Raw genomic sequence first — 17837 nt, forward strand, 5'->3', positions numbered from 1 at the left:
GGCTATCACAGTGTTCGGAAACGGAAAAGCCATGAAGCGCCTGTTCGTCTCGGCGGCCCTGCTGCCGCTCGCCCACGCGGCCGCCGCGCACGCCGAGACCAAGATCTCCACCGCCACGACCGCGCCGGTGCGCACCTCGACCGTGGCGGGCGGCCAGCCGGACAGCCTGCTGATCGAGGCCAACGGGAGCATCAAGCCCACGGCCGCGGGCGCCGCGGTGACCATGGACTCCGCCCATGACGTGAAGAACTCGGGCTCCATCGCCTTCACGGGCGTGAGCAACGCCACGGGCGCCCTGCTGGTGGGCGGCAAGTCGGGCAATCTGACCAACGCCGGCTCGATCACGCTCGACGAGGATTACACGGGCGAGGACGCGGACAAGGACGGCGACGTCGACGGACCCTTCGCGCAAGGGGCGGGCCGCTATGGCATCCGCGCCACGGGACCGGGGGCCTTCACGGGCAATGTCGTCAACAACGGCGGGATCACCATCGAGGGGAACGACTCGGCGGGCGTCTCGCTCGAGACGCGGCTTCAGGGCTCGCTGACCAGCACGGCGGCGGTGTCCGTGCTGGGCGACCGCTCCACGGGCGTCGCGGCCACGTCCGTCTCGGGCGACGTGCGGATCACGGGTTCGGTCGCCGTGCGGGGCGAGGGGTCGATGGGCGTATCGCTGGGCGACGTCGACGGCGCGGTGGTGCTGCAGAACGCGATCACGGCCACCGGCTACCGCTCGACCACGCGGCTGGCCGACGACGCCCGTGCGAAGCTTGACGCCGACGACCTGAAGCAGGGCGGCGCGGCCGTGCGGATCACCGGCAACGTGGGGAAGGGGGTCCTGCTCGACCGCCCGCCGGCCGACAAGGACACGAACGACAAGGACGAGGACAAGGACGGGGTCGAAGACGCGCTGGAGTCGACCGCCCAGCTCGTGTCGTCGGGCGGAGCTCCGGCTCTCGACATCGGCGGGAGCCAGGCGACCACGCTGGGCGCGGTGGGAACGGGCGGGTTCGCCTATGGCGTCGTGAACCGCGGCCAGATCGGGGCCGACGGCGTCAACGACGGGATCGCGGCGATCGGCGTCCGGATCGGCCAGGCCGGAGGCGGGACCACGACGGTGCAGGGCGGCCTGCACAACGACGGCGGCTCGATCGCCGCCAAGGCCTACGGCGCCCAGGCCACGGCCTTGCTGCTCAACGCCTCGGCGGACGTGCCCAACCTCGTGAACTCCGGAACCATCGAGGCGGCCCAGGCGGGCGGCAAGCAGGATGGCCGCGCGGTGGCGGACCTGTCCGGCCGCCTGACCTTCGTCGACAACTTCGGGACCATCCGGGCCACCGTCGCGCCCAAGACCGGCGAGACGGCCACCGGCCGCGCCGTGGCGCTGGACCTGTCGGCCAACACGACGGGCGTGCTCGTACGCCAGTCCAAGCTCGCCTCGGACAGCAAGCCGCTGATCCAGGGCGACATCCTGTTCGGCTCGGGCGACGACCGGCTGGAACTGCTGGGCGGGATGCTCGCGGGCGACCTCAGCTTCGGCGCCGGCGATGACGTTTTCGTCGTCAACGGCGCGGCCCAGGCCACGGGCCGGATCACCGACGCCGACGGCCGCCTCGCCGTCAACGTGATCGAAGGCCGGCTGCAGGTGACCAACACCGCCCCGGTGGCGCTGAGCGCGCTTTCCGTCGGGGCCAAGGGGGTTCTCGCCGTGACCGTCGACGGCGCCGCCAACACGGCGACCCGCTTCGACGTCTCGGGCGTGGCCGACCTGGCGTCGGGCGCCCAGGTGGATGTGGCGCTGACGTCCCTGGTGCGTGGGACGAAGAGCTTCGAGGTGCTGCGCGCCCAGACCCTGCAGGTCGGCCAGGCCGGCGCCTCGCTGGTCGGCGCGCCCTATCTCTACCAGGCGGCGCTGCGCGCCGATCAGGCCGCGGGCGCGCTGTTCGTGGACATTCGGGCCAAGACAGCGGCCGAGATCGGCCTCAACCGGTCCGGGACCCAGGCCTTTGCGGCGGTGTTCGACACCCTCGACAAGAACGACGCCATCGAACAGGCCTTCCTCGCCCAGACCACGCGCGAGGGCTTCCTGGGCCTCTACGACCAGATGCTGCCCGACCACTCCGGCGGCGCGATCATGTCGGTGGCGGCCATCTCCAGCGCCATCTCCTCGGCGACGGCCCAGCCGATGGCCATCGACGAGACCTCGGGCATGGGCGTGTGGCTCCAGGAGATCCAGTTCGACATTCGCCGCGATCGTGAGAACGCGGCGGGGTTCAAGTCTCAGGGCTTCGGCCTGGCCGGCGGCGTGGACCTGCTGGGCGAGGCCAATGCCTTCGGCCTGACCACGGCCTTCGTCTCCACCGAGTACCGCGACCGCGGCGCGGCGGCGGGCGAAGAGATCGCCATGAATGTCCTGAACGGTGGCGTCTACTGGCGCTTCAACGCCGGCGGCCTGCAGGCCAATGCGCGCGCTGGCCTGGGCTATGCCTGGTTCGACGGCGACCGCCGCCTGACCGGGGCCGGGCTCGACCTGCGGAGCGAAGCGGACTGGAACGGCTGGATCGCCGACGCCCACGCGGCGGTGTCCTACGAGGTGGGCCTGGGCTCCCTCTACGCCCGGCCGGAGCTCGCCATCGACTACCTGCGGCTCAGCGAGGACGGCTACACCGAGACGGGCGGCGGCGCGGGCTTCGACCTCACCGTCGACAACCGCAAGGGCGACCTGCTCACCGGCCAGGCGGCGCTGGCCGTGGACTGGCGATTCGGCGGCGAGTTCTACTGGGCCCCGGAAGTGAAGGTCGGCTGGCGCCAGAGGCTGGCCGGCGACCCCGGCGAGACCACGGCCCGGTTCGGAACGGGCAATCCCTTCGTGCTCGACGCCGAGGACGTGTTCGACGGCGGCCTCGTGGCCCGGGTCGGCATCCGCGGCGGCGGGCCCAAGGTGCTCTACGCCATCGACGGCGGCGGGACCTTCGAGGACGCCTACAAGGAATACGATATCCGGGCCACCGTCCGGTTCCAGTTCTGAACCAGACCGAGCCGGACCTCGACGGCGGATTGACGGTCCGGTTCCAGAGTTCCGAAGATTAAGAGGCGCTCCGCGTAACAACGATCCGTGGAGCGCACATTTTTTGCAGCGCACATTTTTTGCCTAGAAGCCCCGCGAGCTAACCGCCCCCTCTGGGTTGGGTTCTGCCGAAGCTTGGCTGTCCGTGTCGTGGACGGCGCCCGAAAAGCTCGACGATCCCTCCCGACAAGCGGTCGCTGACGAAGGCCAGGCTGGAGCGGCGGGCGCAGGACAGGGCGGGGGCGCTGGCCGACGCCGCCGCCTCCGTCGGCGGCCCGGCCGCGGCGCGCGCATCGACGGGCTGAACGTGCTGGAATTCGGGCCTGAAGGGCGCCCCCGAGCCCAGCTCGGCCTGTAGCTCTCGACGGCGTTACGTCCCGCGTCCATAGAGCGCCGGTGAGAGGTGAACTGATCGATATCGGCGGGCGGAGGCTGCGCGTGGTTCGCGCCGCTCCCCGGACGGACGGCCCCCTGGTGGTGTGCGAGCACGGCGCGTTCGGCTGCGCCGCCGACTGGGCGATCGTCCAGGAGAAGCTCGCGGCCCTGGGCGTGCGCAGCCTGGCCTACGATCGCGCGGGCATGGGCCATTCCGAACCCGGGCCGGGATCGCGCGACGGCCGGGCCGCCAACGCCGACCTCGCCGCCCTGCTCCACGCGGTGGGCGAACACGGCCCGGTGGTGCTGGCCGGACATTCCATGGGCGGCCTTACCACCCGCCTCTTCGCGCTGACTTGGCCCGAACGCGTCCGGGGCCTGGTGCTGGTGGACGCCATGACGCCCGACGTCATCGGCCTGCCGGGCGCGCCCCACGCCATCGGCGGCTTCGGCCAGGTGCTGCGGCTGGCGGCCTTCGGGGCGCGCTTCGGGGCCATGGTCCCGGTCAGCTTCGTGTCGGGCAACCTGATCGGCCTGACCGGCGAGGCCCAGGTCGAGAAGCGGCGAATCCACGCCTCGGCGCGCCACGCCCATTGGGCGGCGGCGGAAGTCCTGGAATGGCCGGTCACATCGCGCCAGGCCGGCGCTGCGGACCTCGACCCGGCCCTGCCGGTGGCCGTGGTCACGGCGGGCGCCATGCCCCAGCGGCGGCGACTGAAGGTGCTGCAGGAAGTCCCGGCCCGGCGCTCGACCTCTGGCTATATCCAGCACGTGGCCGGCGCCACCCACGCCAATCTGCTCGGCCCCCGCCACGCCCATGAGGTCGTGCGCGGCGTTATGCACGTCCTGGGAACCGTCGAAGGTTAGTCCGGCTCGCGGTCGATCAGGCCGGCGGCCGCGCGCAGCCGCTTGCGCACCAGGGTCTTGGCCTTCACGCCGTCGGTCTTGCCGAGCTGGGGACAGCTCACGGCGCCGTCGGCCGTCAGCACAACCGGCAGGGCGCCGCGCACGGCGGCGGGCAGTCCGGCCAGGCGGCGCGCCTCCTTCGGCGGCAGTCGGCGCGCCAGGCCGGCGAGCTTGCGCACTTGGAGCCCCGGTTCCGAGGCCTTCAACTGAAACCGCCCGTCCCAGACCATGGCCTGGCCCGCGGGCAGATCGAGCTCGCGCAGGCCGCCGCGCGCCGCCTCTCCCGGTTCGCGGCAGATCAGCAGGTCGTCGTCCACGAGCTGCACCCGGGCGCCGGCCAGCGTGGCGGCGAAAGGGTCTCCGGCCCGCAGGCGCCGGGCCAGCCGGCGGACCCGTTCGGCGGCCGGCGGGCGGGCGCCGCCGCCCGCGCAGACGCACGCGATGGCCAGGACCCGCTCCGCCTCCGCGGGTTCGGCGGCTCTGAAATCGGCCATCGGCAGGCGGAGCGCGCCCGCCATCTCCTCGATCTTCCCGGCCAGGGCGAGGCGGGCCGCCTGCCGCGGCGCGGGCGCCTCGGCGATCCCGCCGGCCGTCGCCCGGGCGCGGACGCGGGCGAAGCGCGGGTCGAGGTTGGCCGGATCGTCGATCCAGGCGAGGCCCCGGCGGCCGAGCCAGGCGCGGATCGCCGCCCGCCGCTGGCTCAGCAGGGGCCGCAGGAGGAAGAGGCCGCGCCCTTGCGGCCAAGCGGGCGAGGGGGCCCATTCGCAGGGCTCGGGCGCGGAGCTTCCGGCCTCGCGCATCAGCCGCGCCTCCAGGGCGTCGTCGGCGGTGTGGCCCATCAGGATCACCCGGGCTCCGTGCGCGCGGGCGGCGTCGGCCAGCAGCCGGTGGCGGGCGGCCCGGGCGGCGGCCGGCAGGCCGGCCTTCGGCTTCTCGCCGTCCCAGGCCAGGGCCTCGAAGCCGACCCCCAGCCGCCGGGCCGTGGCCTCGCAGGCGGCGGTCCAGTCGCCGCTCTTGGGATTGAGCCGGTGGTCGACGGTGAGCGCCACGAGCGGGCGGCCGGCCCGGTTCGCCCACACCTGGGCGATCAGCAGCAGGGCCAGCGAATCCCCGCCGCCCGAGAACGCCACCGCGACCGGCCGGCGCGCGTCCGGCCGCAGCCGCCGGTCCATGACGTCGCGGGCTTCGTCGGCGAGGTCCCGAAGCCCGGGGATGATCGTGGAAGGCGTCGGCGCTAGGCGCACTTCGCCTGGGTGCGGGTCGCGGTCGCCCGGCTGGTCACGTTGGCCGGCGCCTTGGGATAGCGCTTGGGCAGCTCGGCGAGCGTGCGGCAGGCGTCCTGCGGCTTCTTGAGCGCCACCATCGAGCGGGCGAGCTCGACCACGGCGTCGGGGGCCCAGCTCGTCTGGGGCCAGCCGCGGATGGCGCCCAGGTAGGCGCTGGCGGCCTCGGCATGGGCGCCCCGCACCGACAGGGTCTTGCCCCACCAGTAGCGGGCCTCGGGGCTCTTGGGGCCGTCGGGCCAGGTCTGGACGAAGCCGGCGAAGGCCGCCTCGGCGCCGTCGTAGTCGCCGGCCAGCATGAGCTGGCGGGCCTTGGCGAAGGCCTCGGTCGGGTTGCCCTCGGAGCCGGGCGCCGCCGCCTGCTCCTCGCCAGCCGCCGGCGTTGCCTGGGCCGCGGCCTGTTCGACCGCGGCGAGGCGGTCGGCCAGGCCCTGGATCTGGGTCTTCAGCGCGGCGTTGTCGCGCTTGGCCTGCTCCAGCTCGAAGGTGGCGGTCTCCAGGCTGCCGTTCAGGCGGCGCAGGGTCTGCTCCAGGTCGCCGATGCGGTCGGAGAGCTCCTGCATCCGGGCGTCGGTGTCCGCCGGCTGCACGACCACGGGCTTCCCCGTGTCGCGCAACTGGAAGACGATGGCGCGCAGTTCCCGGACCACCTTCTCCATCCGCTCGACCCTTCGGGCGTCGCGGGCGTCCAGGGGATCCTCCGCCGGCGTGGCGGGAAGGGGCGTCTGGGCCGCCGAGGGGACCGCCGTCGCGAGGACGGCGATCGCCAGGGCGGGCAGGACGAGGCGGCTGCGCGTCATCTTGGGCTCAGGCGCCGACTACCGGGCGCCGCTCACGATGGCCGTGCGGGCGTTCCGGTTCTTCTGGTAGGCCTCCTCGGTCGTGCCCGGATCGATGGGCTGCTCCTTGCCGAACGAGATGGTCGAGATGCGGTCGCTGGTGACCCCGGCGTTGACCAGATAGTCGCGCACCGCGTTGGCGCGGCGGGCGCCGAGCGCCAGGTTGTACTCACGGGTGCCGCGTTCGTCGGCGTTGCCCTCGATGCGCACGCGCACCGACGGATAGCGCCGCAGCCAGGCGGACTGGGCGTCCAGGATCGGACGGGCGTCGGCGCGGACGTCATGGCTGTCGAGGTCGAAATAGACCCGCTCGCCCACGTTGATGATGAAGTCCTGGGCCGAGCCGGGGATCGGCGCGAGCGGGCCGCCGGAGACCGGCGGCGGCGTCTCGGACGGCTGCGTGGCCGGCGGCGGCGTGGTGGGCGGCGCGGTCTCGGGCTGGGGCTTTGGCCGGGAGGCGCAGGCCGCCAGCGACAGGGCGGCGGCGCCCACCAGGGCCAGTCGCAGGGCCGCGCTCGTGTTCACGCTACGAACCATCTGGGTCTCCTCGTGTGTCGAGTTGCAAGTCATTGTCAGGGTCTATCGGGCGGGATTTTGGCGCAAGCCTAGTTCAGCAATGGTGACCAGGCCGGGTCGGAACCTGATCCCGGATAGGGCATCGGCTGGAGAACGCGACCCGTGACGTCCACGCTCCACAGCCGGGGCGCGCCGCCAGCCGTCTCGCGCGAGAACATCAGCACGCGCCCGTTGGGCGCCCAGGTCGGGCCCTCGTCCAGGTAGCTGGAGGTCAGGATCCGCTCGTCCGAGCCGTCGGGACGCATGACGCCGATATGGAACTGGCCGCCTTCCTGTTTGGTGAACGCGATGAACTCCCCCGTCGGACTCCAGACGGGGGTGGTGTAGCGCCCGGATCCGTAGGAAATGCGACGGGGCGCCGAGCCGTCCGCGCCCATGACGTAGATCTGGGGCGTGCCCGAGCGGTCCGAGTTGAACACGATCCGCGAGCCGTCGGGCGAGAACGAGGGCGAGGTGTCGATCGAGGGGTCCGAGGTCAGCCGCGTGCTGGTCCGGCTCGACAGGCTCATCACATAGATGTCGCTGTTGCCGCCGCGCTCGACCGAGAACGCCACCTTGCCGCCGTCGGGCGAGAAGCGGGGCGCGAACACCATGCCCTGGAAATTGCCGAGGCTCTCGCGCCGGCCGGTCTCCAGGTTGAACAGGTAGATCGCCGAGCCCTCGGGCCGCAGCGACATGTAGGTGATCTCCTGGCTGTTCGAGGAGAACCTCGGCGTCATGACGATGTACGAGCCGTCGGTCAGGTAGCTGGGATTGGCGCCGTCCTGGTCCATGATCGCCAGGCGCCTGATGCGCTTGGCCCGCGTTCCGCTCTCGGCCACGAACACCACGCGGGTGTCGAAATAGCCCTTCTCGCCGGTCAACCGCTGATAGACGGCGTCCGAGATCTTGTGCGCCACGCGCCGCCAGTTCTCGGGGCTGGAGGTGAATTGCAGGCCCAGGAGCTGCTGCTCGGCATAGACGTCCCACAGGCGGAAGTCGACGCGCAGCCGGCCGCCCTCGACGGTCACCTGGCCGTTGACCAGGGCCTGGGCGTTGATCTGCTTCCAGTCGCCGAAGCGCGGCTGGACGCCGATGTTGATGTTCCGCTCGATGAAGCTCGCCGGATCCAGCGGCCGGAACAGGCCGGAGCGTTCGAGATTGGCGCTGATCACCTGGGCGATGTCGGCGCCCTGCTGGCCGCCGAAGGCCGGCACGGCGATGGGCAGGGGCTGGACGTCGCCGCGGTTGACGTTGACCTCGATCTCGGCCCGGGCGGGCCGGGCCGCCACGCCGGTCATGACGAGGCAGGCGATCGCGAGCATCAGGGGCTTCAGCCGCATGGCAAGGCTCCGGAAGGTTTGGGTCATCGTGCGCAGGCTTCTCGGGCGTTGAAGTTAACCGCCACCCGCTCGCCGTAGAAATCCCGCGGCAGCGTGCGGAAGGGGGAGGCGGCGTAGACCGCGCGTTCGGCCCGCTCGGCGGCGGCCTGGCCCACGGCGTCGCGGGGCCCCCGGGTGATCTCGGACTTCACGGCGCCCACCACCTGGCCGCCCGCGCCGATGTTGAAGGTCACCCGGACCAGCACGTCGCGACCGCCCTCGACATCGCAGTTGGGGTTCCAGCGGCGCTGCAGCTCGTCGGCCAGGCCGGCCAGCGCCGATCCGGCGGCGAGGCCGGTTCCGGCGGTGTCGCGGGGCGTGGGCGAGGTGGCCGGACGCGAGGGCCCCTTGGGCGCCGGCGAGGGCCGCCCGCCCTTGGGCTGGGTGCTGGAGATCGACTGTTCGAGGCTGGCGAAGAAGTCCTGGCTCGTTTCCTTGGCCTTGGGCGCCGGGGGCGCCGGCTTGGGAGCGGGCGTCGGTTTCGGGGCGGGCGCCGGCGGGACCGGCGCGGGTTTCGGCTGGGGCGGCGCGGGCTTCGGCTGCGGCGTCGGAGGAGCCGGCGGCGCGGGCGTGGGCTGGGGCGCGGGCGACTCGGGCGTGAGCGGCGCCTCGGGCACCGGCGTCTCGGCCAGGGCCTCCTGCTCCTGCGGTCCTTCGACCGCCGGGCGCGTGTCTAGGTCCGGCGCGTTCGAGACGATCGTCACCGGCACGACGGAGCCCACCTTCAGGTCGCGGCTGCCCCACGAGATCATCAGCGCCGCGGCGATCGCCGCGTGCAGCGCGATGGAGCCCAGGGCGGCCGGCGAAACCTCTGCGCGCCTCACGGGCCGGCCGGCTCCTCACCCGTCGACGGGGCGGCGCCCGAGGACGGCCCACCGGTGTCGGTGATCAGGTTGATCGAGGTGAAGCCCGAGGTCGAGAGCGAGGCCATGACCTGGGCCACGGTCTCGAAACGGGCCTGCTTGTCGGCGCGGACATAGACGGGGCGCGGCTCGTCGCCGGCCATGGCCTTCATGCGCGGGGCCAGGTTGGCGAACGGGACGGCGTCCTCGCCCAGATAGATCGAGCCGTTGGCGCGGATCGAGACGGTCAGCGGTTCGGGCTGGTCCTGGATGGCGCCGGCCTCGGTCTTGGGCAGCTCCAGCGGCACGCCGGCGGTCAGCAGGGGGGCCGAGATCATGAAGACGATCAGCAGCACCAGCATCACGTCCACCAGCGGCGTGACGTTGATCTCCGACAGCGCGCCCCGGCGGCCGCGGCCGTAGCGGCGGCGGCTGCGGCGCCCGCCGCCCGCAGCAAAGGCGTCGTTGGCCGAGAGCGCCATGTCAGGCCCGCTCCGCCAGGCGGCGCTGGATGGCCGTGGACAGGTCGTCGGCGAAGCCTTCCAGCCGGGCCGCGTACTTCCCCGCAGCCGTCGAGAAGGCGTTGAAGGCGATGTAGGCCGGGATCGCGGCCACCAGGCCGATGGCCGTGGCGAACAGGGCCTCGGCGATGGCCGGCGCCACGACCGCGAGGGAGGTGTTCTTCTGGATGGCGATGGCCTGGAAGGAGTTCATGATCCCCCAGACCGTGCCGAACAGGCCGATGAACGGCGAGGCGGTGGCGACGATGGCGAGCGCGCCCAGGCCGCTCTCCACCCGCGCGCTCTCGCGGGCGATGGTGGCGTCCAGGTGGCGGTCGATGCGCTGGATCAGGAAGGCGACCTGGCCCTCGCTGGCCTGGCCCTTCTGCCGCGCCTCGCGCCATTCCTTCAGCGCGCCCTGCAGCATCCGCGGCAGGGCGTGGGCGGGGCGTTCGCCGGCTTCGGCGGCCACGTCCTCCAGGCTGCGGCCCGAGGCCACCTTGTCCTCGAAGCGGCTGGCCTCGCGGTTCAGGGCGGCGAAGCGGAACAGCTTGTCGAGGATGATGGTCCACGACCACAGGGAGGCGAGCGCGAGGCCCAGCATCACCAGCTTCACCACCCAGTCGGCCTGGAGGAAGAGGTGGACGACGTTGAAGCTTTCGGGCGTGACGGCGGCCGGGTCCATCTAGATCCTTCTCGTCTTCTTTGCGGCGTGCTTGGCGGGGTTCGGTGGCGATCTTATGGCGTCAGCCGAACAGCGGCTGGATGGCGTCCACCAGCCCTGGCGGGGGCCTGCGCGGGCGGCCGTCCATGCCGATGCAGGCGGCCTCGACCTTGGCCTCGGCGATCAGGTCCTCGCCGCGGAGGATGCGCTGGCTGATGAACAGGCGCGGGCCCTTCATGGCGTCGTAGGTGGTGCGCACCAGCAGCGCGTCGTCGATCCGCGCGGCGCGTTTGAAGTCCACGGCGATGTGGGTGACCGTGAAGGCGGCGGGGTCGGGCAGTTGCAGCAGGCCGTTGTGGCTCACGCCCGCCAGCCGCAGGAAGTCGCTCCGCCCGCGTTCGAAGTAGCGCAGGTAGTTGGCGTGATAGACCACGCCCGTGAAGTCGGTGTCCTCGTAGTAGATGCGGACCGGAAGGACGTGCTCGCGGCCTTCCAGCCAGCCGGCGCTGGGCTCGGTCATTTGTCGAACAGGTCCGATGACGGCGGGGCGACGGTGCGGGGGGCGGAAAGCCCCAGGTGCTCGTAGGCCCGGGCGGTGGCCATGCGGCCGCGCGGCGTGCGCTGGATGAAGCCCTGTTGCAGCAGGAAGGGCTCGATGACGTCCTCGACGGCGTCGCGGGCCTCGGCGATGGCGTAGGCCAGGGTCTCCACCCCGGCCGGGCCGCCGGCGTAGTTCTCGATCAGGGCGCGCAGGTAGCGGCGGTCGAGCGCGTCCAGGCCCTGCTCGTCCACGTCGAGGCGGGCCAGCGCGGCGGCGGCGGCCCTGCGGTCGATCACGGCCGCGCCCTCGGCCCCGGCGAAGTCCCGCACGCGGCGCAGCAGCCGGCCGGCGACGCGCGGCGTGCCCCGGGCCCGGCGGGCGATCTCCTCGGCGCCGGAGGCGTCGAGCGGCGCGCCCATCTTGGCCGCGGCGCCCAGCAGCACCTTCGAAAGCTCGTCGTGGGTGTAGAACTCCAGCCGAAGCGGAATGCCGAAGCGGTCGCGCAGCGGCGTGGCCAGCAGGCCCGCGCGCGTCGTCGCCGCCACCAGGGTGAAGGGCGCGAGGTCGATGCGCACCGACCGCGCCGAGGGCCCCTCGCCGATGACGAGGTCCAGCACGTGGTCCTCCATCGCCGGATAGAGGATTTCCTCCACGTTGGCCGCGAGGCGGTGGATCTCGTCGATGAAGAGGACGTCGCGGGGCTCGAGGTTGGTCAGGATGGCCGCCAGGTCTCCGGCCTTGGCCAGCACCGGCCCGGAGGTGGCGCGGAAGTTCACCCCGAGCTCGCGGGCCACGATCTGGGCCAGTGTCGTCTTGCCCAGCCCCGGCGGGCCGAACAGCAGCACGTGGTCCAGGGCCTCGCCGCGCCCGCGCGCGGCCTCGATGAACACCGACAGATTGGCCTTGGCCTGCTGCTGGCCGACGAACTCGGCGAGCGTCTGGGGCCGGAGCGCGCGGTCGGCGGGTTCGAAGGGCTGGGATTCTCCCGAGACGATCCGGGTCACCGTCCCAGCTCCTGCAGGGCGGCCTTGATGAGGGCGGGCGGCTCGGCCTCCTCGCCCAGCCGCAGGGCGGCGCTCTCGACGACGCGGCGGGCCTGGGGCTCGGCGATGCCCAGGCCCATCAGCGCGGCCACGGCCTCGCCGGACGCCGACGCCTTGATCGGCTGGGGCGTCGTGACCTGGGCGTGGAAGGCGGCGACCGGGCCGTCCGAGATCGGCTTATCCTTCAGCTCCACCACGATCCGCTGGGCGAGCTTGGGGCCGACCCCGTTGGCGCGGGCGACGGCGGCCTTGTCCTCGCGGGCCACGGCGGCGGCGAGTTCGGCGGGCGGCAGCACGTCCAGCACGGCCAGGGCCGCCTTGGGCCCCACGCCCTGGATGGTCCGCAGGATCACGAACGCGCGGCGTTCGTCGCGGCCGCCGAAGCCGTAGAGGGTCACGCCCGTCTGCTCGCCGAACACGCTCTCGACGTGGACGACGGTCTCCTCGCCCACCGGGGGCAGGCGCGACAGGGTGCGCGAGCCACAGCGCACGACATAGCCCACGCCCATGACGTCGATCAGGGCGTCCTCTTCGCCGACCTCGGCGACGATCCCGCGCAGGCGCCCGATCACCGGCTGTTCTCCGGCGCGCGCTCCAGGGGGCTATGGGGGCGAATCACGTTCGGCATGCGTTCCCGCAGAGGTAACGCGGGCGCGCGCGAGGGGGAACCTCGGAAGCGGAAATCCGGAACTGGCGTTCTCAGGCCACCCGCCACGCCCTTTGTGCGGCCGTGCGGGCGTGGGCGTGGGCGATGGCGACGGCCAGCGCGTCGGCGGCGTCGGCGGTGGTCTTGCCGGCGGTCGGCAGCAGGCGGGCGATCATCCAGCCGACCTGGGCCTTGTCGGCGCCGCCGGTGCCCACCACGGCCTTCTTGACCACGGTGGCGGCGTACTCGGCGACCGGCAGGCCCGCGCGGGCCGGCGCCACCAGCGCTATGGCGCGCGCGTGGCCCAGCTTGAGCGCCGAGCGGGCGTTGTCGTTGACGAAGGTCTCCTCGACCGCGGCCTCGTCGGGCGCGTGCTCGGCGATCACCGCCTCGATCCCGGAGAGCAGGACCAGCAGGCGCTCGGCGAACGGCAGCTTGTCGGAGGGTGCGATGACGCCGTGGGCCACGTGAATCAGCCGCGCGCCCTCGCACGCCACCACGCCCCAGCCGGTGCGGCGAAGGCCGGGGTCGAGCCCCAGGATGCGGACGGGTCGAATCGCGTTCATCGTCTGTTCCAGCATGGCCCAGGTAAGCGGAGAAGGCTTGCCGAAAGATGACCGGCGGCTAGCGCCAGAACTGGAAGGCGTCGAAGCCCCGCACGATCGCCTTTCGCGGCACGCCCAGGGCCGTGGCGAGCTCGGCGGCCAGGCCGAACAGCAGGCCCCCGAAACCCGGCAGCAGGAAGAGCGCCGCCAGCAGGATGAGCAGGCCCAGGCCCTCGGCCTTGCGCAGGGCGGGGCCCCAGCGCTTTGGCAGGAACGGCCGGATGGCGTTGAAGCCGTCCAGGCCCGGGATCGGCAGCAGGTTGAGGATCAGGGCGGTCGCCTGGAGGAAGGCCAGCAGGGCGACGGCGTCGAACAGCGGGCCGGGCAGGGCGGCCCGGCTCCACAGCGACAGCGCGAACGCCAGGACGAGCAGGACGACCAGCGTGCTGGCCGGTCCCGCCAGCGAGGCCGCCGCCCGCCACGCGGGCGAGCGCATCAGGTCGTGCCGCAGCCACACCGCTCCGCCGGGGAAGCCGATGCCGCCCAGGGCGAGCGCGATCAGCGGCAGAACGAGGGACGTGCCGAGGTCGCCGTAGCGACGCGGATCGAACGACAGATAGCCCTTCTCGCGCACCGTGTGGTCGCCGGCCAGGTAGGCCACGGCGGCGTGGCCGAACTCGTGCGCCATGACCGCCAGGATCCAGCCCAGGAAGACGAAGCCGAAGGTGAGCGGCCCCACGGTCTGCGTCGTCGCGGCGGTGGCGAGCGCCACGCCCAGGCCCGCGACGGCGGCCAGGATGGCGAGGCCTACCAGGTTGTTCGGCGGGGGCGGGGCGGCGGCCTCGGTCGGGGTCGTCATGGCCGCAGCCTACAGCGCGGCGATCTCGATGTCCTGGGCGGGCGGTTCATGGGCGAAGGAGCCCCGGGCCGGCAGGGCCGCGAGGCAGGCGATCAGCCAGATCGTCCCCAGGCTGAGCGCGAGGGCCTTCACGGCGCGGGACGTGACGGGAGCGAAGGTCATGCGCCCTTTCTGGCACGGCCATGGGAAAGGGCTCGTGAAGGGGCAGGGTTAATCCGCGAGGCTTCGGTTGACGCTGCGCAAGGCGCTCGCCCGTGGCCCATGGCGGGATGGCCGCGCGTTGCCGGAGACCTCCCCATGACCCAATCGCTGCACGACGAGATCGCCGCCATCCTGAAGGACGGCCAGGACATGACCATCGCCACCGTCCGCCCCGACGGCTGGCCCCAGGCCACGACGGTCAGCTACGCCGCCGACGGGACGGACATCCTGTTCGGCTGCGGCCCGGAGTCCCAGAAGGCCAGGAACCTGGCCCACGACGACCGGGTCTCGATCACCGTCAACCTGCCCTACAAGGACTGGAGCCAGATCCGGGGCGTGTCTCTATCGGGCCGGGCGCGGCGGATCACCGATCCGGACGAGCTGTGGCGGGCCGGAGAGCTGTTCCTGGCCAAGTTCCCCGAAGTCGCCCAGTACACGGGCTCGGCCGACCAACCCTGCCTGTTCCGGGTGGTCCCGGAAACGGTGTCGGTGCTGAACTACGCCAAGGGCTTCGGCCACACCGACCTGGTGAAACTGAGCGCGGTGGCCGCCGCCTGACGGCGCCTACTTGGGCTGGAACTGGCCGCTGACCACCCCGCCCAGGATCATGCCGACCAGGCGGCTTTCCTCGTCGCAGCCCGCCGCTATGGCCTCGGCTTCCGCGCGGCTGGCGGCCAGGTCGCGATCCACGAACATCAGCCGCCGGAAGGCGTCGGAGATCAGGTCGGCGGCGTTCCCGCCGGGCTGGATCTGGGAGGCGCCGCTCAACGCGGTGACGGACGTCAGGAACGGAAAGGTCAGGCAGGCCCTCAGGCGCCCGGCGTGGACGAGCTGGCGGAGCGCGATGTCATAGGGAAGGTCCAGGCGTTCGAACGCGTCGAGCGCCTCCAGCACCCGGGCCTTCGAGCGGCCGTTCACCACGTAGGCCGCCGCCGAGGCGAAGCGGGCATGCGCGAGGTCGATGATCCGGACGCGGTCCTGGGCGATCAGCGCCGGACGGCCCTTGGCGAGCCCGATCCACAGGCCGGGGTCGGCGAGCGTCGCGTCTGTGAACAGGAGGTCCCAGTCCTCGCCCGGCGGCAGGCGGTCGGCGGTGAACGCGCGCGCCGAGAGCACGACGTCGTCCTCCAGCACCAGCAGCGGGCTCTCCCCGTCGTGGCAGGTGGCGATGGCCTCCCGGTGGCTGCGGAAACAGGCCTTCTCGGCCGGCCGGATCGCGCCGGGCAGGGCCGCGGCCGCGGCGGCCTCCACGGCCTCGAAGCGCGCGAGGCTCACGCCGGGCGGCGCGACCCTCGCCAAATGGCTCTCCATCTAGGCGCGGCGGTCCCGGGCCCCGGCCAGGTTGATGTAGACGCAGCGCACGGCGCCGCTCAGCGGAAGATCCAGATGCCGCCGGTGATCCCGCTGGGCGCCTCGGCCAGGCCGCGGATCTCGAGCCGGGCGCGGCGGGCGCCGCACAGGCAGCGCAGCCGGTCCTCCAGCTCATCCACATTCTGCCGTCCCAGGCCCTGGGCGAGCCAGGGGCGGGGATCGACCGGGGCTTCCCGGCCGCAGCCGCATCGCGCCCACAGGCTGCGCCGCGCCGCCGTGGCGCGGGCCAGCCGGGGCTCCCCGAAGGCCGCATCCAGGGCCTGCAACATCCCGTCCGCCATGTCCGCCTCCGCCTGCCGAGCGTGAACAAAAGCAGAACTTCTGATCGGGCGCGACTCTCCGGAACGTGTGGTCATGGAACCTCTCAACCGCGCGTGGCGTGGACGCGCGGATCGCGCCATCTGGCCCGCGATTCCGCAGGCCCGGTCAACGCATGCGAGGTTGCGGCCTTAGACCTTCTCGCTGATCTTGATGGCCGCGCGGCAACCGGCGCGGATCACGGCGGAGAGGGCCGCGTAGCCAGGGGCTTCGCGGGCGCCTTCCTCCACGGCGAGGTCGCGGTGGGCGAGCTCCTCGTCGCGGAACTTGGTGAGCTCGGCGGCCAGCTCCGGGTCGCGGTCGGCCAGTTCGGCGATCTGGCCGGCGTAGTGCTCCTCGATGACGCTCTCCACCGCCTCGGTGCAGGCGTGCGCCGCCTTCTCGCCCATCAGCGCCGTCCCGGCCCCCAGCGCGAAGCCCGCCAGCCGCCAGATCGGCGTCATGGCGGTCGGGCGCACTCGGTGCTCGGTAAGCAGCCGGTCGAAGCGGGCGAGGTGCACGGCCTCATGGCCCTCCATCTCGGCGAGCTGGCCGGCGATGCGTTCCTTGCCAGGCGCCTGGCCCAGCACCGCCCGCTGGCCGCGGTAGATGTGGACCGCGCCCAGTTCGCCCGCGTGGTCGACCCGCAGGATTTCGGCGAGGCGCGCGGCCGTGGCGCCGCGACCTGGGCGCGGCGGGATCGGCTTGCCGGTCATCGTTTGGACCTCTCCCGAAGGGCGGCCAGGACGCTGAAGGCCGCAAGCCCGAACGAGATCACTGCGTTCCATCCGGCCATCGACAGGCCGGCGAACACCCACGGCGCCTCGTCGCAGGCCGGCGGGCGGATCTTGGCGCCGGCCAGGAAATCGCTGAGCGCGCCGGCGTCCACGCCGGTCCCGGCCGAGGCGCAGGCGGCGGGGCCCGGCCAGAATTTCCACTCGGCGCCCGCATGATAGACCGCGACCGCGGCGCCCGCGAGGAAGGCCAGGCCCAGGACCCAGCAGGTCGCCTCCCGCCAGCGCGGGCCGCCGGGCAGCCGCACCAGGACCATGAAGGCCGCCCCCAGCGCCAGGATCGTCCAGTAGACCTCGCGCTGGCGCAGGCAGAGGGTGCAGGGCGCATAGCCGCCGAAGGTCTCGAAGGCGTGCGCGGTGGCCAGCATGGCCGCGGAGACCACGACGGCGACGAGGCGCCAGCGGTCCAGGAAAGGGCGGAGAACGGTCATCGGGCGCGGATATGAGCCCAAAAGGGCCGTCACATGAAGACCTTGATCGCCACGAACCCGCCGATGATCAGCGCCAGCAGGATGATGGAGTAGAGGTTCAGGCGCCGCTCGAACTCCTCCAGCATCGCCGGGCCCAGGTACTTCAGCACCGCCGCCACGGCGAAGAAGCGCAAGCCGCGGGTGAGGATCGAGGCCCAGACGAAGGTGAAGAGGTCGAAGCGGGCGAAGCCGGCGGTGATGGTCACCAGCTTGTAGGGGATGGGCGTCGCGCCCTTGATGAGGATGACCCACAGGCCCCACTGCTCGAACCAGCGGTGGAACTCGGCCTGGCCCTCGGGGTGGCCGAAGATTTTGAGGATGAACAGGCCCACTGGCTGGAGGTAGACGCCGATGGCGTAGCCCAGGAGGCCGCCCAGCACCGAGGCCGCCGTGCAGATGGCCGCGTAGACGAACGCCTTGTCGCGCCGGGCCAGCACCATCGGCCCCAGCATCACGTCCGGCGGGATCGGGAAGAACGAGCTCTCGGCGAAGGAGACCGCCGCGAGCGCGGCGGGCGCGCGGCGGGAGCGGGCGAGCGCCATCACCCAGTCGTACAGTTTGCGAAACATGCGTGGTCCGAGGCGGAGGTTCGAGCGTTCTGGCTAGCAGGCGCGCAGGGCGTTGTCGCGGACTTGCTTGGGCCCTCTTGCCAATTCG

Annotated in this window: 21 protein-coding genes; 3 read left to right on the forward strand and 18 right to left on the reverse strand. The window is 72.5% G+C overall.

The features are described 5' to 3' along the window. Positions 1-31: 31 nt before the first annotated feature. Together ACK4TT_RS16395 and ACK4TT_RS16400 are read left to right on the forward strand one after the other, a co-directional pair. Complete coding sequence (locus ACK4TT_RS16395; protein ID WP_410213430.1) at positions 32-3028, forward strand: autotransporter domain-containing protein; 2997 nt, start codon at positions 32-34, stop codon at positions 3026-3028. 477 nt (positions 3029-3505) lie between these two features. Continuing rightward, the gene (locus ACK4TT_RS16400; protein WP_409641944.1) at positions 3506-4309 is read left to right on the forward strand and encodes an alpha/beta fold hydrolase; all 804 of its coding nucleotides are present in this window, start codon (positions 3506-3508) and stop codon (positions 4307-4309) included. On the opposite strand, the gene tilS is transcribed toward ACK4TT_RS16400, so the two are convergent. The 13 genes from tilS to ACK4TT_RS16465 all read right to left on the reverse strand — a co-directional run bounded on the left by tilS (position 4306) and on the right by ACK4TT_RS16465 (position 14209). After that, positions 4306-5520: a tRNA lysidine(34) synthetase TilS gene (gene tilS / locus ACK4TT_RS16405; RefSeq protein WP_409642031.1), complete on the reverse strand. Its 1215-nt coding sequence runs from the start codon at positions 5518-5520 to the stop codon at positions 4306-4308. The two genes, ACK4TT_RS16400 and tilS, sit on opposite strands and share 4 nt — an antisense overlap. Before the next feature lie 62 nt (positions 5521-5582). Next, positions 5583-6431 (reverse strand): tol-pal system protein YbgF, encoded by an 849-nt coding sequence (ybgF, locus tag ACK4TT_RS16410; protein WP_409641947.1) that lies wholly within the window; start codon positions 6429-6431, stop codon positions 5583-5585. An 18-nt stretch (positions 6432-6449) separates the two neighbouring features. Beyond that, positions 6450-7007, reverse strand: a complete 558-nt coding sequence (gene pal / locus ACK4TT_RS16415) for a peptidoglycan-associated lipoprotein Pal (protein WP_410213431.1) — start codon at positions 7005-7007, stop codon at positions 6450-6452. A gap of 68 nt (positions 7008-7075) precedes the next feature. After that, positions 7076-8368 (reverse strand): Tol-Pal system beta propeller repeat protein TolB, encoded by a 1293-nt coding sequence (gene tolB / locus ACK4TT_RS16420; RefSeq protein ID WP_409641953.1) that lies wholly within the window; start codon positions 8366-8368, stop codon positions 7076-7078. Between the two features lie 23 nt (positions 8369-8391). Beyond that, positions 8392-9231: an energy transducer TonB gene (locus tag ACK4TT_RS16425; RefSeq protein ID WP_409641956.1), complete on the reverse strand. Its 840-nt coding sequence runs from the start codon at positions 9229-9231 to the stop codon at positions 8392-8394. Next, positions 9228-9731, reverse strand: coding sequence for an ExbD/TolR family protein (locus ACK4TT_RS16430; protein WP_409641959.1), 504 nt, complete (start codon positions 9729-9731; stop codon positions 9228-9230). Before ACK4TT_RS16430 ends, ACK4TT_RS16425 begins: the two co-directional genes overlap by 4 nt. Before the next feature lies 1 nt (position 9732). Then, entirely contained in the window at positions 9733-10434 is a 702-nt protein-coding gene (tolQ, locus tag ACK4TT_RS16435; RefSeq protein ID WP_409641962.1) for a protein TolQ, read from the reverse strand. A gap of 61 nt (positions 10435-10495) precedes the next feature. Next, positions 10496-10933 (reverse strand): YbgC/FadM family acyl-CoA thioesterase, encoded by a 438-nt coding sequence (locus ACK4TT_RS16440; RefSeq protein ID WP_410213432.1) that lies wholly within the window; start codon positions 10931-10933, stop codon positions 10496-10498. Next, positions 10930-11958: a Holliday junction branch migration DNA helicase RuvB gene (gene ruvB, locus ACK4TT_RS16445; protein WP_409641969.1), complete on the reverse strand. Its 1029-nt coding sequence runs from the start codon at positions 11956-11958 to the stop codon at positions 10930-10932. Before ruvB ends, ACK4TT_RS16440 begins: the two co-directional genes overlap by 4 nt. After that, complete coding sequence (gene ruvA, locus ACK4TT_RS16450; RefSeq protein ID WP_409641973.1) at positions 11955-12569, reverse strand: Holliday junction branch migration protein RuvA; 615 nt, start codon at positions 12567-12569, stop codon at positions 11955-11957. The genes ruvB and ruvA overlap by 4 nt, the downstream gene beginning before the upstream one ends. A 127-nt stretch (positions 12570-12696) precedes the next feature. After that, positions 12697-13209 carry a crossover junction endodeoxyribonuclease RuvC gene (gene ruvC / locus ACK4TT_RS16455; protein WP_409641976.1) on the reverse strand — a complete coding sequence of 171 codons (513 nt, stop codon included), beginning with the start codon at positions 13207-13209 and terminating at the stop codon, positions 12697-12699. 58 nt (positions 13210-13267) lie between these two features. Continuing rightward, positions 13268-14047: a site-2 protease family protein gene (locus ACK4TT_RS16460; protein ID WP_410213433.1), complete on the reverse strand. Its 780-nt coding sequence runs from the start codon at positions 14045-14047 to the stop codon at positions 13268-13270. Positions 14048-14056: 9 nt separating this feature from the next. Further along, positions 14057-14209 carry a hypothetical protein gene (locus ACK4TT_RS16465; protein WP_409641982.1) on the reverse strand — a complete coding sequence of 51 codons (153 nt, stop codon included), beginning with the start codon at positions 14207-14209 and terminating at the stop codon, positions 14057-14059. Positions 14210-14344: 135 nt separating this feature from the next. On the opposite strand from ACK4TT_RS16465, the gene ACK4TT_RS16470 reads away from it, so the two are divergent. Next, entirely contained in the window at positions 14345-14806 is a 462-nt protein-coding gene (locus tag ACK4TT_RS16470) for a pyridoxamine 5'-phosphate oxidase family protein (protein WP_410213434.1), read from the forward strand. A gap of 6 nt (positions 14807-14812) precedes the next feature. Here ACK4TT_RS16470 and ACK4TT_RS16475 read toward each other — a convergent pair whose 3' ends face one another. The 5 genes from ACK4TT_RS16475 to ACK4TT_RS16495 form a co-directional block, all read right to left on the reverse strand. Then, entirely contained in the window at positions 14813-15547 is a 735-nt protein-coding gene (locus ACK4TT_RS16475) for a hypothetical protein (protein ID WP_410213435.1), read from the reverse strand. 71 nt (positions 15548-15618) lie between these two features. After that, the gene (locus ACK4TT_RS16480; RefSeq protein ID WP_409641990.1) at positions 15619-15900 is read right to left on the reverse strand and encodes a hypothetical protein; all 282 of its coding nucleotides are present in this window, start codon (positions 15898-15900) and stop codon (positions 15619-15621) included. A 168-nt stretch (positions 15901-16068) separates the two neighbouring features. Next, on the reverse strand, positions 16069-16632 hold the full coding sequence (locus ACK4TT_RS16485; protein ID WP_409641993.1) for a demethoxyubiquinone hydroxylase family protein: 564 nt from the start codon (positions 16630-16632) through the stop codon (positions 16069-16071). Continuing rightward, positions 16629-17141, reverse strand: a complete 513-nt coding sequence (locus ACK4TT_RS16490) for a disulfide bond formation protein B (protein ID WP_409641996.1) — start codon at positions 17139-17141, stop codon at positions 16629-16631. Before ACK4TT_RS16490 ends, ACK4TT_RS16485 begins: the two co-directional genes overlap by 4 nt. A 29-nt stretch (positions 17142-17170) precedes the next feature. Continuing rightward, the gene (locus ACK4TT_RS16495; RefSeq protein WP_409641999.1) at positions 17171-17749 is read right to left on the reverse strand and encodes a YqaA family protein; all 579 of its coding nucleotides are present in this window, start codon (positions 17747-17749) and stop codon (positions 17171-17173) included. Positions 17750-17837 lie beyond the last annotated feature (88 nt).

Origin of the sequence: Phenylobacterium sp. (genome assembly GCF_046463815.1) — a bacterium.
In the GTDB taxonomy this organism is placed as follows: domain Bacteria; phylum Pseudomonadota; class Alphaproteobacteria; order Caulobacterales; family Caulobacteraceae; genus Phenylobacterium.

What these genes read in the sequence shown, in the direction of transcription:
- ACK4TT_RS16430 (WP_409641959.1), bottom strand. Translation starts at nt 9,731, where the DNA reads ATGGCGCTCTCGGCCAACGACGCCTTTGCTGCGGGCGGCGGGCGCCGC.
- pal (WP_410213431.1), bottom strand. Translation starts at nt 7,007, where the DNA reads ATGGTTCGTAGCGTGAACACGAGCGCGGCCCTGCGACTGGCCCTGGTG.
- ACK4TT_RS16470 (WP_410213434.1), top strand. Translation starts at nt 14,345, where the DNA reads ATGACCCAATCGCTGCACGACGAGATCGCCGCCATCCTGAAGGACGGC.
- ACK4TT_RS16395 (WP_410213430.1), top strand. Translation starts at nt 32, where the DNA reads ATGAAGCGCCTGTTCGTCTCGGCGGCCCTGCTGCCGCTCGCCCACGCG.
- ACK4TT_RS16495 (WP_409641999.1), bottom strand. Translation starts at nt 17,749, where the DNA reads ATGTTTCGCAAACTGTACGACTGGGTGATGGCGCTCGCCCGCTCCCGC.
- ACK4TT_RS16485 (WP_409641993.1), bottom strand. Translation starts at nt 16,632, where the DNA reads ATGACCGGCAAGCCGATCCCGCCGCGCCCAGGTCGCGGCGCCACGGCC.
- ACK4TT_RS16460 (WP_410213433.1), bottom strand. Translation starts at nt 14,047, where the DNA reads ATGACGACCCCGACCGAGGCCGCCGCCCCGCCCCCGCCGAACAACCTG.
- ACK4TT_RS16465 (WP_409641982.1), bottom strand. Translation starts at nt 14,209, where the DNA reads ATGACCTTCGCTCCCGTCACGTCCCGCGCCGTGAAGGCCCTCGCGCTC.
- ACK4TT_RS16490 (WP_409641996.1), bottom strand. Translation starts at nt 17,141, where the DNA reads ATGACCGTTCTCCGCCCTTTCCTGGACCGCTGGCGCCTCGTCGCCGTC.
- tolQ (WP_409641962.1), bottom strand. Translation starts at nt 10,434, where the DNA reads ATGGACCCGGCCGCCGTCACGCCCGAAAGCTTCAACGTCGTCCACCTC.
- ruvC (WP_409641976.1), bottom strand. Translation starts at nt 13,209, where the DNA reads ATGAACGCGATTCGACCCGTCCGCATCCTGGGGCTCGACCCCGGCCTT.
- ybgF (WP_409641947.1), bottom strand. Translation starts at nt 6,431, where the DNA reads ATGACGCGCAGCCGCCTCGTCCTGCCCGCCCTGGCGATCGCCGTCCTC.
- ACK4TT_RS16480 (WP_409641990.1), bottom strand. Translation starts at nt 15,900, where the DNA reads ATGGCGGACGGGATGTTGCAGGCCCTGGATGCGGCCTTCGGGGAGCCC.
- ACK4TT_RS16440 (WP_410213432.1), bottom strand. Translation starts at nt 10,933, where the DNA reads ATGACCGAGCCCAGCGCCGGCTGGCTGGAAGGCCGCGAGCACGTCCTT.
- tilS (WP_409642031.1), bottom strand. Translation starts at nt 5,520, where the DNA reads ATGGACCGGCGGCTGCGGCCGGACGCGCGCCGGCCGGTCGCGGTGGCG.
- tolB (WP_409641953.1), bottom strand. Translation starts at nt 8,368, where the DNA reads ATGCGGCTGAAGCCCCTGATGCTCGCGATCGCCTGCCTCGTCATGACC.